This is a genomic window from Arthrobacter sp. FW306-04-A (genome assembly GCF_044358315.1).
Taxonomy (GTDB): Bacteria; Actinomycetota; Actinomycetes; order Actinomycetales; family Micrococcaceae; genus Arthrobacter.
Genome location: NZ_CP084559.1, coordinates 2,660,320 through 2,673,821 on the forward strand (window position 1 = coordinate 2,660,320; position 13,502 = coordinate 2,673,821).

General features: G+C 63.9%; 13 protein-coding genes and 1 other RNA gene. 5 read left to right on the top strand and 9 right to left on the bottom strand.

All coding sequences use genetic code 11. From position 1 onward, the window contains the following. Positions 1-31 precede the first annotated feature (31 nt). Together LFT43_RS12190 and rnpB are read right to left on the bottom strand one after the other, a co-directional pair. A complete protein-coding gene (locus LFT43_RS12190) occupies positions 32-1,492 on the bottom strand; it encodes a glyceraldehyde-3-phosphate dehydrogenase (RefSeq protein ID WP_395803049.1) in 1,461 nt (486 codons plus the stop codon). 281 nt (positions 1,493-1,773) lie between these two features. After that, positions 1,774-2,165: RNase P RNA component class A (rnpB, locus tag LFT43_RS12195), an RNA gene on the bottom strand. Between the two features lie 100 nt (positions 2,166-2,265). Between rnpB and LFT43_RS12200 the strand changes: the two genes are divergently transcribed. Next, positions 2,266-3,030, top strand: a complete 765-nt coding sequence (locus LFT43_RS12200) for a YaaA family protein (protein ID WP_395797112.1) — start codon at positions 2,266-2,268, stop codon at positions 3,028-3,030. Positions 3,031-3,074: 44 nt separating this feature from the next. Here LFT43_RS12200 and LFT43_RS12205 read toward each other — a convergent pair whose 3' ends face one another. Next, positions 3,075-3,812 (bottom strand): zinc ribbon domain-containing protein, encoded by a 738-nt coding sequence (locus LFT43_RS12205; RefSeq protein ID WP_395797114.1) that lies wholly within the window; start codon positions 3,810-3,812, stop codon positions 3,075-3,077. A 189-nt stretch (positions 3,813-4,001) separates the two neighbouring features. Further along, positions 4,002-4,919: a Nif3-like dinuclear metal center hexameric protein gene (locus tag LFT43_RS12210; RefSeq protein ID WP_395797116.1), complete on the bottom strand. Its 918-nt coding sequence runs from the start codon at positions 4,917-4,919 to the stop codon at positions 4,002-4,004. Positions 4,920-5,065: 146 nt separating this feature from the next. On the opposite strand from LFT43_RS12210, the gene msrA reads away from it, so the two are divergent. From msrA to epsC, 3 genes are all read left to right on the top strand, one after another. After that, entirely contained in the window at positions 5,066-5,590 is a 525-nt protein-coding gene (msrA, locus tag LFT43_RS12215) for a peptide-methionine (S)-S-oxide reductase MsrA (RefSeq protein ID WP_395797118.1), read from the top strand. A gap of 75 nt (positions 5,591-5,665) precedes the next feature. Next, positions 5,666-6,601, top strand: coding sequence for a cysteine synthase A (gene cysK / locus LFT43_RS12220; RefSeq protein ID WP_265979905.1), 936 nt, complete (start codon positions 5,666-5,668; stop codon positions 6,599-6,601). Between the two features lie 50 nt (positions 6,602-6,651). Beyond that, positions 6,652-7,236 carry a serine O-acetyltransferase EpsC gene (epsC, locus tag LFT43_RS12225; protein WP_265979904.1) on the top strand — a complete coding sequence of 195 codons (585 nt, stop codon included), beginning with the start codon at positions 6,652-6,654 and terminating at the stop codon, positions 7,234-7,236. Here the strand turns inward: epsC and LFT43_RS12230 are convergent. Both LFT43_RS12230 and gndA read right to left on the bottom strand, forming a co-directional pair. Next, a complete protein-coding gene (locus LFT43_RS12230) occupies positions 7,233-8,066 on the bottom strand; it encodes an oxidoreductase (protein ID WP_395797121.1) in 834 nt (277 codons plus the stop codon). The two genes, epsC and LFT43_RS12230, sit on opposite strands and share 4 nt — an antisense overlap. A 222-nt stretch (positions 8,067-8,288) precedes the next feature. Next, positions 8,289-9,725: an NADP-dependent phosphogluconate dehydrogenase gene (gene gndA, locus LFT43_RS12235; RefSeq protein WP_395797123.1), complete on the bottom strand. Its 1,437-nt coding sequence runs from the start codon at positions 9,723-9,725 to the stop codon at positions 8,289-8,291. 233 nt (positions 9,726-9,958) lie between these two features. Between gndA and LFT43_RS12240 the strand changes: the two genes are divergently transcribed. Further along, a complete protein-coding gene (locus LFT43_RS12240; RefSeq protein WP_395797125.1) occupies positions 9,959-10,687 on the top strand; it encodes a FadR/GntR family transcriptional regulator in 729 nt (242 codons plus the stop codon). Between the two features lie 40 nt (positions 10,688-10,727). On the opposite strand, the gene LFT43_RS12245 is transcribed toward LFT43_RS12240, so the two are convergent. From LFT43_RS12245 to LFT43_RS12255, 3 genes are read right to left on the bottom strand one after another with little or no spacing between them, the layout of a single operon-like run. After that, entirely contained in the window at positions 10,728-11,801 is a 1,074-nt protein-coding gene (locus LFT43_RS12245) for an L-idonate 5-dehydrogenase (protein ID WP_395797127.1), read from the bottom strand. Continuing rightward, on the bottom strand, positions 11,801-12,571 hold the full coding sequence (locus tag LFT43_RS12250) for an SDR family oxidoreductase (RefSeq protein ID WP_395797129.1): 771 nt from the start codon (positions 12,569-12,571) through the stop codon (positions 11,801-11,803). Before LFT43_RS12250 ends, LFT43_RS12245 begins: the two co-directional genes overlap by 1 nt. Positions 12,572-12,585: 14 nt before the next feature. Continuing rightward, positions 12,586-13,497 carry an NAD(P)-dependent oxidoreductase gene (locus LFT43_RS12255; RefSeq protein ID WP_395797131.1) on the bottom strand — a complete coding sequence of 304 codons (912 nt, stop codon included), beginning with the start codon at positions 13,495-13,497 and terminating at the stop codon, positions 12,586-12,588. Positions 13,498-13,502: the final 5 nt, after the last annotated feature.

The window sequence follows — 13,502 nt, forward strand, 5'->3', positions numbered from 1 at the left end:
TGTGTGTCTTTCCTGGCCTTGGCAGAACCTGCTAGACGCCGGCAGGCTCCAAGGAAGTGTTGGGCTCCACCTCAACGGCGACGCTGCGTGCCGGGAATGACGGCGGGTTCACGCCGGCCATTTCTTCCATGACGCGCACCACCTGGCAGGAGTAGCCGAATTCGTTGTCGTACCAGACGTACACCACGAGGTTCTTGTCGTTGGCGATGGTGGCCAGACCGTCCACGATGCCCGCCCGCCGCGAGCCGACGAAATCCGTGGAGACAACCTCGGGAGAGTCGATGAAGTCGATCTGCTTTCGCAGCTCAGAGTGCAGGGACATCTCGCGGAGGTAGTTGTTGACCTCGTCCTTCGTGGTTCCCTTTTCCAGGTTCAGGTTCAGGATGGCCATCGAAACATCCGGGGTGGGAACGCGGATCGCGTTGCCCGTCAGCTTGCCCTGCAGTTCCGGAAGGGCCTTTGCCACTGCCTTGGCCGCGCCGGTTTCGGTGATGACCATATTGAGTGCGGCCGAGCGTCCGCGGCGATCGCCCTTGTGGAAGTTGTCGATCAGGTTCTGGTCGTTCGTGAACGAGTGAACGGTTTCCACATGGCCGTGGACGACGCCGAACTTGTCGTTGAGTGCCTTCAGCACCGGAGTTATGGCGTTCGTGGTACAGGAGGCTGCGGTGACGATCTTGTCCGTGTCCTCGATGGAGGAGTGGTTGATGCCGTGGACGATGTTCTTGAGATCGCCCTTGCCCGGGGCCGTGAGCAGGACGCGCGCGACGCCCTTGCTCTGCAGGTGCTGGGAGAGGCCTTCGGCGTCGCGCCAGCGGCCCGTGTTGTCGACCACCAGGGCATCCTTGATGCCGTACGCCGTGTAGTCAACCGTGGATGGGTTGTCCGAGTAGATGACCTGGACCTGGACGCCGTTGGCCGTGATGGTGTTTGCTGCCTCGTCCACGCGGATTGTGCCTTCGAAGGAACCATGCACGGAGTCGCGCCGCAACAGGCTGGCGCGCTTGACGAGGTCATTCTCGGCGCCCTTGCGGACAACGATGGCGCGCAGGCGCAGTCCGTGGCCGCCGCCTGCCTTCTCGATCAGGAGGCGGGCCAGGAGCCGGCCGATGCGGCCGAATCCGTAGAGGACGACGTCGGTGCTTGTGCGGTCGTCCGCGCCGCGGCGTCCTACAACCTCGGCGAGTTCGGCGCGGAGGAAGTCCTCCAGCGGCGTGCCCGGGGCCTCGGCCTTGTACTTCTCGTTCAGGCGGGCGATGTCGATCGCAGCGGCTCCCAGTTCAAGCTCCGCAAGGGTGTTCAGCAGCGGCGCGGTTTCCTCAAGCAGGAGCTCGTCCTTGCTCATCCGGCGCGCAAAACGGTGGGCTTTCAGGATGTTCATCGACGACTTGTTGATCAAGCTGCGCCCGTGAATGCTCGTGACCACGTTGTTCTCACGGTACAGCCGGCCGATCACCGGAATCATGGCCTCGGCCAGCGCTTCGCGGCCCATCCACGTATCAAGACAAGAATCTGATGACTGGCTCACAGAACTACCTTCCTAGGGTCAGCTACATACGTCCTCGTACATAGATGGCGGCCGCCCGGAGTAATCCTGCGGCACTGGCATCGGCGGGACTTCGGTCTGCCCGGACGCCTCGAACGTCGCAAAGAAAAACCGCCGGCTGCGAACGCAGAACCGGCGGTGGAACTTCTACGTTCAGTGTCCATTCTAAGGTCTGGCACGGGAGGGTTTTGCAGCCGGGACGCGTGAATTCACTCACACAGGCTGAGTGGATGGGTTGACCGATACGCCGGGTTCTGTCCTCCCCCGCCGTTGCCGGCGAAAGAGTGGCGGCCATCCATCTACGAACGCCGTTGCCGACGCCCTCCAGCGGCCTACCCGGACACTCGGGCGAGCAGCCCTCGATCGTGCCCTGTCTGGCCTTGCTCCGGGTGGGGTTTACCTAGCCTCCCTGGTCACCCAGGGAGCTGGTGGTCTCTTACACCACCGTTTCACCCTTACCTGCTAGCGGCTTGTGCAGGCACAAACAGCTGCCGGCGGTCTGTTCTCTGTGGCACTGGCCTGCGGGTTACCCCGAGTGGGCGTTACCCACCACCCTGCCCTGTGGAGCCCGGACGTTCCTCGAGCCACTCACGTGGCGCGCGGCCGCCTAGTCAACCCATCCGCCCTACAGTCTACCGGCGACGGGCCGCACGCATTTCCAGACGGCACTGCCGGACTGACCCGACGGGTGCCGCCGGCATTACCGCTAATATCGACAAGTGCTGATTCTCCTGCCGCCTTCCGAAGGCAAGACCCCCGCTGCCACGGGCCCCGCCGTCGAATGGGAGTCCCTGAGTTTTCCGGAACTCAACAGCTACAGGGCCAAAGTGCTCGACGCCCTGGGCTTGGTCAGCGCGCATGAGGACGCCCTCGCCCTGTTGGGCGTGGGCGCGTCGTTGAAGGACGACGTCGAACGCAATACCCGGTTGCACGCAGAACCGGCCGCGCCTGCCCACCAGGTGTATTCAGGAGTTCTCTACGACGCTCTTGGGTACAAGACTCTGACGCCTGCCCAGCGTCGCAAAGCGGCGGAGTCGGTCCTCGTGGTGTCCGCCCTGTGGGGCGCCATTGGCTTCGGCGACCGCGTGCCCGCCTACCGCTTGTCCATGGGAACCGCATTGCCCGACGTCGGACGCCTCGCCTCATTCTGGAAGCCGCAGCTCACGCAGGCCCTTGCCTCGCGCGTGGAGGGCGAGCTGCTGGTGGACTGCCGCTCCAGCACCTACGCGGCGGCGTGGGCTCCGCCCTCGGCCCAAACCGTCTCCGTCAACGTCTTTTCCGAGACCAACGGCAAGCGCACCGTCGTCAGCCACTTCGCCAAGCACACCCGCGGCGAACTGGCCCGGCATCTGCTGAGCCGTCGAGGCAAGGCTCCGGCAACTCCCGAACAGCTGCTCAAGGCCGCCTCGGAAATCTGGACGGCGGAGTTGGCGGAAGGCACGTCGCGCAAGCCGCACACCCTCAGCATCATCTTGCCCAACTAGTCCCCACCGCCCCCAGCCTTCGCAAGCTCAGGCAGGGAAACCCTTTAGTTCCATTCCGCGGAACGCACCAGGATGCAGCCGGAATCGGGGCAGAAGACAATCTCATCCTCGGCGGCCGCTTTGACCTCGGCAAGATCGCCGGGGCTGAGCGTCATCCCTGACCCTTCGGACTTGCCGTGGAACAGCCTCGCGGCCCCCACTCCGCGCTTGGCGAGGGTCTTTTCGTAGATAGCCAGCATCCCGGCGTCGAGCCCTTCGGCGAAACCGGAACGCTGCGCGCGCACGTCCGTCTCCTCGGCGACGATCCCGGCAATCGCGGCGTCAAGCTCGGCACGGATTCCGGAGAAGGAGCCTTGGATGTCATCAACTATCTGCTGTTGGGCGACTTGGCGCTCCCTCAGCCCGTCCAGGCGTTCGAGGATTTCCAGTTCGACGTCCTCAAGGTCGGAGCGGCGCTTGTTCAGTGATGCGATGTCGCTCTGCAACGCAACGAGATCCTTGGAGAGACCGGTGCCGCTGTTCAGCCTGGCTTCGTCCCGCTCGATGCGGCCAGCGACCTGCTCGACGTCGGTCTCCGCCCGCTTCAGCTCGGCTTCGGCGTCGTGGACGGCGAGCTTCGCCGTCCCCAGTGCCCCGTTGGCCACGCTGAGGGCGTCCTGAAGATCGGTGATCCGGGGGTCGCTCTCCAGAGTGCGGCGGCGGTTGGCCAAGGATTTGAGCTTCGCGTCCAACCCCTGCAGTTCGAGCAATTTCAACTGTTCCGCCGGTGCTGCCTTGGCCACGCTTACCTCCGCTTGATCGTGCCGGGGAGGACATCCATTCCCGGCCAGGCTCTCGGGCCTGTTTGTCTCGACTCTAGCGCCTAGCGTGCTCCCCCGCCTCGCTACATCCCCACCGGGACCCAAACCTCGCTGCACTCGGTGTGGGTCCCTCGCCGGAGTGGGCCCTGGAACGGAGCTCGCACGCCGGGCTTAGCCGGGAGTCAGAATGAAGTCCCAGGGATCGCTATTGGTGGAAGCGACCCGGATCTCGACGTCGTGACCTTGGTCCGCGAGCACGTTACCGAGTGCCTCGGCCGCGGCGGGCAGCCATAGCCACTCGCTCGCGAAATGGGATACGTCAATAAGGTACGGCCTGCCGTCAACAGCAGCTTCGCGCGCTTCCGACGCCGGGTGGTGGCGCATATCCGCAGTGACGTAGATGTCCGCTTGGCTCGCCCGGACGGCATCGAACAGACTGTCGCCGGCGCCGCCACACACAGCAACACGCCGCACCAGTCCGTCCTTGTCCCCGGCTACACGCACTCCCCCGGCTACCGAGGGCAGAATCTCAAACACGCGTGCAGCAAAATCGCCGAGGGTCATGAGTTCCGGAAGATCCCCGACCCGGCCAATGCCCTCTTCCGGGAGGCCGTGGGCAGCAGGGGCCAGCGGGACAACATTGTCCAGTCCGAACGCGTCTGCGAGAACATCCGAAACACCTCCGACTGCGGAATCTCCGTTGGTGTGCACGGTCAGCAGGCCCGTACCTGACTCGATGAGCCGGTGGACGGCGAGGCCCTTGGCGCTCGTGGCAGCCACCGAGGTGACGCCCTTGAGCAGCAAAGGATGGTGCGTGACGAGTAGCTCGGCACCCCATTCAATGGCTTCGTCAATGGCGGCGAGGGTGGGATCCACGGCGAACAAGACCTTGGTGACGGTGGCAGTCGGCCGCCCGACCACCAGGCCCACTTCGTCCCAGTCCTCGGCGAGGGACTCCGGCCAGAGCTCCTCGACAGCCAGCAAGACCTGACCAAGCGTGGGGGTACTGGTTCCTGAAGTTCCGGATGAACCGTCTTCCGGCTCTTCCCCGGATCCTGTATCTGCAACCGCGGTGTTCACAGCTTCCATGCACTACATTCTTGCGCATTCGGTGGCCATGACGCGCTTGCGGCAACCGAACTACCTGAGATAGCTGCCGGTGGCGGGGTCCAGGCCGTCACACTCCCGTAAGGTTGTGCGGGAATCATCCAGGACTCCCGGCCATTGAAGAGATCATGAAAACTTTTGTACTTGGCGGAGGCTGCTTCTGGTGCCTCGATGCTGTCTACCAGAAAACCAAAGGCGTCAGTTCCGTGGTTTCCGGATACACGGGAGGGCACATCCGCAACCCCGACTACTACGATGTCTGCTCCGGTATGACGGGCCACGCAGAGGTTGTCGCAGTGACTTTCGATGAGGCCGTTATCCCGGCGGAGGTCATCCTGGACATGTTCTTTGCCCTGCACGATCCCACCACGCTCAACCGCCAAGGCTACGACGTCGGGACCCAGTACCGTTCCTCGATGTTTTACACCACCACGGAAGAGAAGATCCTTTTCGAAGAAGCCATCCTTCGGAACCAGGAACTGTGGTCCAAGCCCATTGTGACCGAGGTCAGCAGGCTGCCGGAATTCTATGAGGCCGAGTCCATCCACCAGGATTACTACGCCAAGTTCCCGGAGCAGGGCTATTGCCAAGTGATCATCAACCCCAAGCTCGCCAAGGCCCGGAAATATTACTCTTCGTGGCTCCGCGCGTAGCAGCGTGTAACACCGCTCGTTAGGCTGACCTCAGCAGTAGCTATTTCAGCGAATCCAGAGAATAGGCATGATTACATGGCACGGATCTACGACGACGTCACCCAGCTGATCGGCGGAACCCCCTTGGTCCGCTTGAACCGGCTCACCGAAGGCCTGGAAGCCACGGTTGCCGTGAAGCTGGAGTTCTACAACCCCGCCAATAGCGTCAAGGACCGGATCGGGGTCGCCATCGTCGACGCTGCCGAGAAATCCGGTGCGCTGAAGCCGGGCGGCACCATCGTGGAGGGAACCTCTGGCAACACGGGTATCGCGCTGGCTTTGGTCGGCGCGGCACGCGGCTACAAGGTCATCCTCACAATGCCGGAAACCATGTCCACCGAGCGCCGCGTCATGCTGCGCGCCTACGGTGCTGAGATCGTCCTGACCCCGGGCTCGGAAGGTATGCGCGGCGCGGTCGAAAAGGCGCAGGAGATCGTGGCCAATACGGAGAACTCCGTCTGGGCCCAGCAGTTCGCCAACGAGGCAAACCCGGAGATTCACCGCACCACTACGGCGGAGGAAATCTGGGCAGACACCGACGGCGGAGTGGACATCTTCGTCGGCGGCGTCGGCACCGGCGGTACCATCACCGGCGTCGGGCAGGTCCTGAAGGAGCGCAAGCCGGAGATCCAGATCGTGGCCGTCGAGCCGAAGGACTCCCCCATCCTTAACGGCGGAGCTCCCGGCCCGCACAAGATCCAGGGACTTGGCGCGAACTTCATTCCGGAAATCCTGGACACCAATGTCTACGACGAGGTTCTCGACGCGACCCTGGAGGACTCCGTAGCCACCGCACGCGCCCTCGGCACCAAGGAAGGCATCCTCGGCGGCATCTCGGCCGGCGCAGCCGTCTGGGGTGCCCTGGAGCTCGCCAAGCGCCCGGAGAACAAGGACAAGCTCATCGTGGCGATTGTCCCCGACTTCGGCGAACGTTACATCTCCACCGTGCTTTTTGACGATATTCGCGGCTGATTGCAGACCCTGCGCAACCGCATTCCTTCATTTCCTGTAGAAAGGTCTTTGTGAGCTTCTTCGCAAGACTTATGGAGGACCTCGAGGCCGCCCGGTCACATGACCCGGCGGCCCGAGGCTCCTTTGAGAACTTTTTTGCGTACTCCGGGCTGCATGCTATCTGGGCGCACCGCTTGACGCACAAACTGTGGCAGAACCCTGACCTGCGCTTTCCGGCACGGCTCATTTCGCAGCTTGCCCGGTTCCTGACCGGAATCGAGATCCACCCCGGTGCGACCATCGGCCGGAGGTTCTTCATTGACCACGGCATGGGTGTGGTGATCGGTGAGACCGCCGAGATCGGCGAAGACGTCATGATCTACCACGGCGTGACGCTGGGCGGCCGCTCACTGGCCAAAGTCAAGCGCCACCCCACCATCGGAGATCGGGTCACCATCGGAGCCGGGGCGAAGGTCCTTGGCCCCATCACCATCGGCGCGGACAGTGCCGTAGGCGCCAACGCCGTCGTGGTCAAAGACGCACCGCCTGAGTCGATCATCACCGGCGTTCCCGCAACGTGGCGGCACCGCGATGCCAAGAGCGAAACCAAGCCGGCCGTCGACCCGGCCGAGTACTACATCGAATACCGGATCTAGGCAGCGAAGCGCTTGTAGGCGCTCCAAAAGACCGTGTCGAAGGCCCGGTCCGGAAGAACCCTCCGCAACGCCAGGATGGTCCAGGCTCCCCTACCCACCGGGTAGCGGGTCCTGGGCCTTCGCGCTGTTGCAGCATGTGCGATAGCGCCCGCGACGGTCCGCGGGTGCGTCGACAGTGCCGTCCCTGACGTCGAAGCCAAGGCGGCCGCGACAACGCCTGCCTGGTCCCGATAGGGTCCATGTCCAGACACCGTGAGCAGGCTCTCGCCGGCGATGGTGCCCCACTCCGTGTCGGTTCCGGCGGGCTCGATGATCGCGACGTCGATGCCATGCGGCTTGAGCTCGAGCCGCAGCGAGTCACTAAGGCCCTCGACGGCGAACTTGGTTGCGTGATACCAGGCGCCAAGGGGTTCGTACATCTTGCCGCCGATCGAGGACACATTGATGATCCTGCCTGAACCCGCGGCCCGCATCGCGGGAATCACCAGCTGGGACATACGGGCGAGACCGAAGACGTTGACCTCGAACTGGCGCCTGCCCTCGTCCAGCGGTACCTCTTCCAACGAGCCGTAGGACCCGTATCCGGCGTTGTTGACCAGCACGTCGATCCGTCCCTGCTCGGCCAGGACCAGGTCCACAGCGGCCTTCATGGACTCTTCGACGGTGACATCCAGGGACAACACCTTGATCCCACGGGCTTTGAGGGGCTCCATCTTCTCGACCCTCCGCGCCCCGGCGTATACCACCATCCCTGCCTTGCTGAGCTTGATGGCGGCTTCGAAACCGATTCCTGTTGACGCACCTGTGACAAATGCGACGCGTTGCGGCATGGATTGCTCCTCGTCTGTGGGGTGTATTCGCGCACGGCCCGCCTACGGCAAAGGCCGGCGCCTCCCACAGTATCGGGGAAGTGCCGGCCTTTGTCAGGAGCAGAGTGGGGCAGCAGGGTCCCTCGTGGCTTGGAGTCGACACGAAAGGGCCTGCCCCAAAGAGTGGGGCAGCAGGGTCCCGACGTGTCGACGGAGTCGACACGAAAGGGCCTGCCCCAATCTCTAGTGCGTGTCGACTGCCGAGATTTCGGACTTGTCTTCGCCCCACAAGGTGTGGAACGTACCCTCGGCGTCAACGCGGCCGTAGGTGTGCGCACCGAAGAGGTCACGTTGTCCCTGGATGACCGCTGCAGCGAGGCGCTTGCGGCGCAGCCCGTCGTAGTAGGCCAGCGAGGAGGAGAACACGGGAACCGGGATGCCCAGCTGGACTGCGGTTGCCACCACGCGGCGCCATGCCGGCAACGCGCCGGCGATCGCCTTGGTGAAGGCCGGGGCGAACAGCAGGTTGGCCGGCTTCTCTTCGGCTGCGTAGGCGTTGGTGATTTCCTTCAGCAGCTCGGCACGGATGATGCAGCCGCCACGCCACAGCGAAGCGATTTCATCGAGTTTGAGGTCCCAGCCGTACTCCTTGGCGGCGGAGGTCAGCATGTCCAGGCCCTGGGCGTACGAAACCAGCTTGGAGGCGTACAGCGCCTGGCGGACGTCCTCGACGAAGTTCTCGGGAACTTCGACGGCGATTTCCTCGCCGGCGAGCAGCTCCTGGCCGAGCTTGCGCTGTTCTGCCTGGGAAGACAGGGCGCGTGCGAAGACGGACTCGGCGATGCCCGAAACCGGAGAACCGAGTTCGAGGGCGGAGATGACCGTCCAGCGGCCGGTGCCCTTCTGGCCGGCCGCGTCCACGACGACGTCGACGAACGGCTTGCCGGTCTTGGCGTCAACGTGGCCCAGGACCTCGGCGGAGATTTCGATCAGGAAGGAGGCGAGTTCGCCCTTGTTCCATTCTGCGAAGATCTTGGACTGCTCAGCGGGCTCGATGCCGGCGCCGGAGCGGAGGAGATCGAAGGCTTCACCGATGACCTGCATGTCAGCGTATTCGATGCCATTGTGGACCATCTTGACGAAGTGTCCGGCGCCGTCGGTGCCAATCCAGGCGCAGCACGGCTGGCCGTCAACCTTGGCGGAAATCTTCTCGAGCAGCGGACCCAAAGCGTCGTAGGACTCCTTGGAACCGCCGGGCATGATGGAGGGGCCGTTGAGGGCGCCCTCTTCGCCACCGGAAACACCGACACCCACGAAGTGCAGGTCTTTCTCGGCGAGCGCGGCTTCGCGACGGCGGGTGTCCTCGTAGTGTGAGTTGCCGGCGTCGATCACGATGTCACCTGGCTCCAGCAGCGGAACGAGCTGGTCGATGACTGCGTCAACCGGCTTGCCGGCCTTCACCATGATCAGGACGCGACGGGGCTTCTCAAGGGAGTCTACGAGTTCCTTGAGGGTTTCCGTGCGGATGAAGTCGCCGTCCGTGCCGTGCTTGGCCAGCAGGGCGTCGGTCTTCTCGACGGAGCGGTTGTGGAGGGCAACGGTGAAGCCGTTGCGGGCCAGGTTGCGGGCCAGATTGGCGCCCATCACCGCGAGGCCGGTGACACCGATGTGTGCTGACATCAAAACTCCAATTCGTTCTTGTGCATTGAGTCCTGCGGGAAGCGAGGAAACGCTTTCCAAAGCAGTAGCTGGAATAAACCATACGTATTCGGACCGTGTCTGGGAAAGTTTCGCCCACGTTTCGGAAGCGTCCGCGTCACAAAAGAGTCTATGTTGCGAGCCCGCGCTGTGGGGAGTTGCCCGCTGGCCGTGCTGCCAGTACCGCAGCGGTCAACGCCACTATGCTTACAACTATGTCAACCAGCCTCCACTTCCGCGCTGTCGAGCATCTGGGTACCCGGATCGTCGGCGGCAGGCTCCCCACAGGTCATGTCATGTTGGCCGAGCACCTCGAGGAGGAGCTCAAGGTGTCCCGCTCGGTGGTACGCGAGGCCGTCAGGGTGCTGCAGTCTTTGGGACTGGTGGAAACCATCAAGCGCGTTGGCATCCGGGTCCTCCCCGCGCACCGCTGGAATCCTTTCGATCCGCTGGTGATCCGCTGGCGGTTGGCCGGAGAAGGCCGCGGCGCACAGTTGCGCTCCCTCGCCGAACTCCGCTCCGCCGTCGAGCCCGTAGCCGCAGAACTGGCTGCGGAGAACGCTCCGGAGTCACTTCGGAGCGAGCTGGTGGAAATCTCCCTGGCCATGCGTGAAGCGGGCCGTGCGGGCGACATGCCCACCTTCCTGGACCTGGACATCCGCTTTCACGCGCTGGTGCTGTCCGGTTCCGGCAATGAAATGTTCGCGAACCTGATCGGTCAGGTCTCGGAAACACTCACCGGCCGGACGGTCCACGGGCTCATGCCCGAACATCCGAAGGAAGCGGCCTTGCAATGGCACCTGGACGTAGCCCAGGGCATCAGCGACGGGGACGGCGACAAAGCCCGCGAAGCCTCGTCCAACATCATGCGGGAAACAATCGTGGACTTGTCACCTAGCTGGGAAGGCCAGCCTCGGGTCTTTGTTCCAGTCGAGCGGCGCTGACGGCTGACCGCCAGCACCGCTCGATCGATTGCTTGGGCGGCTAGGCCGCGGGCTGGAAGTTCAGGAGGACCTTCCCCGATTCGGCCGAGTTCCTGGCCACCTCGAAGGCCTCCAAGCCACGCTCCAGAGTGAATTCGTGCGTCACCACCGGATCCACGTAGAGCGAGCCGTCCGCAAGTGCGGCAATGACGTCGTCGATCTCGTCGTTGAAGCGGAATGAGCCGAGCAGTTCGAGCTCGCGGGTGATGGCCAGCGAAATGAAGACCGGCTGAGGGCCCGAGGGCAACAGCCCGACCATGACCACCTTGCCACCGCGCACGGCGCCCTTGATGGCCGAAGCCAGTCCGTGGTGGCTACCGGAGGACTCGATCACGACGTCGGCCTCCACCGCTGCGATTGCCTCGGAATCATCGCCTTTCAGGACCTCGTCCGCACCCACTGCGCGGGCTATCTCAAGAGGCTTGTCGTGCATGTCCACAGCCACGATCCGGGACGCCCCTGCACGTTTGAGGACGGCAACTGCAAGCGCCCCAATCGGGCCGCTTCCGATCACGAGCGCCGTCTTTCCGGCCACATCCCCTGCACGGGCGACGGCATGCCATGCAACACTCGCCGGTTCCGCGAGCGCCGCCGTGCGCAGGTTGAGCGAGGCAGGAAGTGCCCGGAGCATGCGGGACGGCAGCGTAGCGTAGCGGCTGAAGGCGCCGTCCGTGTGCGGGAAGCGGGCGGCACTGCCGAGGTAGGTGCAGCCCGGGGAAAGGTTGGGCCGGTCTTCCGGATATTTAGCGGCGCCGGGGGCGGGGCTTGCCGGGTGGACGGCGACGGCGGTGCCGGCTTCCGGACCGCTGCCGTCGGCTGCCTGCTGGACCACCGTGCCGACGATTTCGTGGCCAAGTACCAAGGGCGCCTTGAGGATCGATTCGCCAGCCGCACCGTGGAGCCAGTAGTGGAGGTCCGAGCCGCAGATGCCACCGTAGGCAATCTCCACGACGGCCTGGTCGGGAGCCGGAGCAGTGAAGGTTATGTCCTCGATGCGAAGGTCGCCGGCCGCGTGCGCGACGACAGCCGGGGAAGTCCCGGGAAGCTGAAAGCCAGCGTGCTGGATATCGCTCATTAGACGACCACCGTCATTCCGCCGTCGACGAAGATCGTCTGGCCGTTGACGAAATTGGAAGCCTCCGAAGCAAGCCACACGGCAGGACCGGCAAGATCCTCCACGGTGCCCCATCGGTGGGCCGGCGTGCGGCCAAGGATCCAGGAATTGAAGTCGGGATCGTCCACGAGGTTCTGGGTCATTTCAGTGTGGATGTAACCCGGGGCGATGCCGTTGATCTGCAGGCCCGCAGCCGCCCATTCGGCGGTCATGGCGCGCGTGAGGTTGCGCAGTCCGCCCTTGGCAGCAACGTAGGGGGCGATCGTGGGACGCGCCAGGTCCGTCTGCACCGAGCAGATGTTGATGATCTTGCCGCGGCCTCGCGGAATCATGTGGCGGGCGGCTTCTCGCCCTACGAGGAAAGCACTGGTGAGGTCGGTGGTGATGACCCGATCCCAGTCCTTCACGTCGAGGTCCAGCATGGGGACGCGGTGCTGTATGCCCGCATTGTTGACCAGGATGTCGAGGGGGCCGACGTTTTCCTCCACCCAGGCAACGCCGCGGGCTGCTTCGGTATCGCTGGTGACGTCGAACGCGCAGCTGTGGATGCGGCCGGGTCCGAAGTCCGCTGCCATGGCGGCTTCTGCATCCTTGAGCCGTTCCGTGTTGATGCCGTTGAGAACGACGGTGGCACCTGCATCAGCCAATCCGCGGGCCAGCGCGTTGCCGATGCCGCGGCTGGATCCCGTAACGAGCGCAACGCGCCCGGCGAGATCAAAGATTCCACTCATGGTTGTTTCCTTACTTAGTTCAGAGGGCTTACGGAAGAGTCACTGAGATTGGCGATGGCCTGGCGGACGACGGCGAGGTCCTGGTCGCCAAGGCCTTGATCGATCAGTTCGCGGTAAAGTTCGACGCCGGCAGTTGCCATCGGGACGGCGGCACCGGCCGCTTTGGCGCTTTCGAGGACGAACTTGAGATCCTTGTGCATGAATTTCGCGGGGCCCGTGGGCGCATAGTCCTTGGCCGCAAGCCGAGGTCCAACGATCTCCAACACGCGGCTTCCGGCGAGCCCCCCGGCCAGGACATCGAACAGGGCAGAAGCATCCATGCCCGAGCGCTCGGCGAGTTCGGTAGCTTCTGCAAGCGCCGCCGTCGTGGTCCCGACGATCAGCTGGTTGCAGGCCTTGGCCAACGAACCCGCGCCCAGGGCACCCATACGGCGGACGGTGGTGCCCATGGCTTGAAGTACCGGGATTGTTCGCTGGAAGTCTTCTTCGCTGGCTCCCACCATGATGGCCAGCGTGCCTTCTTGCGCACCTTTGGTTCCGCCGCTGACAGGGGCATCGACGACGACGGCGTTCCCGCCACTGGCATCATGGACGGTCCGGCCGAATTCCTGGACGGCCGTCGGCGACACGCTGCTCATAACGACCACTGCGGTTCCGGGGAGCGGCGCCGCCGAACGCCAGGAGTCGAGCAGCGGCGCGGCGGCGTGTTGGATGTAGGAGAGATCTGGAAGCATGAAAATTATGGCGGGTTGGTCACGCAGTTCGGCAACCGATTCCGAACGTTTTCCGCCGAGCTTCTCCAACTCGGTCAGTGCCTCGGCCGAACGGTTCCAAGCGGTCACCTCCCAGCCACTGGCAAGGAGATTGGCGGCCATGGGGAAGCCCATGAGTCCGAGTCCCACAAAACCTACAGTGTTGGCTGTCATGTACC

Excerpts from the sequence above, each read along its gene's own strand:
- LFT43_RS12190 (WP_395803049.1), bottom strand. The coding sequence starts at position 1,492 with ATGGGCCGCGAAGCGCTGGCCGAGGCCATGATTCCGGTGATCGGCCGG.
- LFT43_RS12210 (WP_395797116.1), bottom strand. The coding sequence starts at position 4,919 with ATGGAAGCTGTGAACACCGCGGTTGCAGATACAGGATCCGGGGAAGAG.
- msrA (WP_395797118.1), top strand. The coding sequence starts at position 5,066 with ATGAAAACTTTTGTACTTGGCGGAGGCTGCTTCTGGTGCCTCGATGCT.
- cysK (WP_265979905.1), top strand. The coding sequence starts at position 5,666 with ATGGCACGGATCTACGACGACGTCACCCAGCTGATCGGCGGAACCCCC.
- LFT43_RS12230 (WP_395797121.1), bottom strand. The coding sequence starts at position 8,066 with ATGCCGCAACGCGTCGCATTTGTCACAGGTGCGTCAACAGGAATCGGT.
- gndA (WP_395797123.1), bottom strand. The coding sequence starts at position 9,725 with ATGTCAGCACACATCGGTGTCACCGGCCTCGCGGTGATGGGCGCCAAT.
- LFT43_RS12240 (WP_395797125.1), top strand. The coding sequence starts at position 9,959 with ATGTCAACCAGCCTCCACTTCCGCGCTGTCGAGCATCTGGGTACCCGG.
- LFT43_RS12245 (WP_395797127.1), bottom strand. The coding sequence starts at position 11,801 with ATGAGCGATATCCAGCACGCTGGCTTTCAGCTTCCCGGGACTTCCCCG.
- LFT43_RS12250 (WP_395797129.1), bottom strand. The coding sequence starts at position 12,571 with ATGAGTGGAATCTTTGATCTCGCCGGGCGCGTTGCGCTCGTTACGGGA.
- LFT43_RS12255 (WP_395797131.1), bottom strand. The coding sequence starts at position 13,497 with ATGACAGCCAACACTGTAGGTTTTGTGGGACTCGGACTCATGGGCTTC.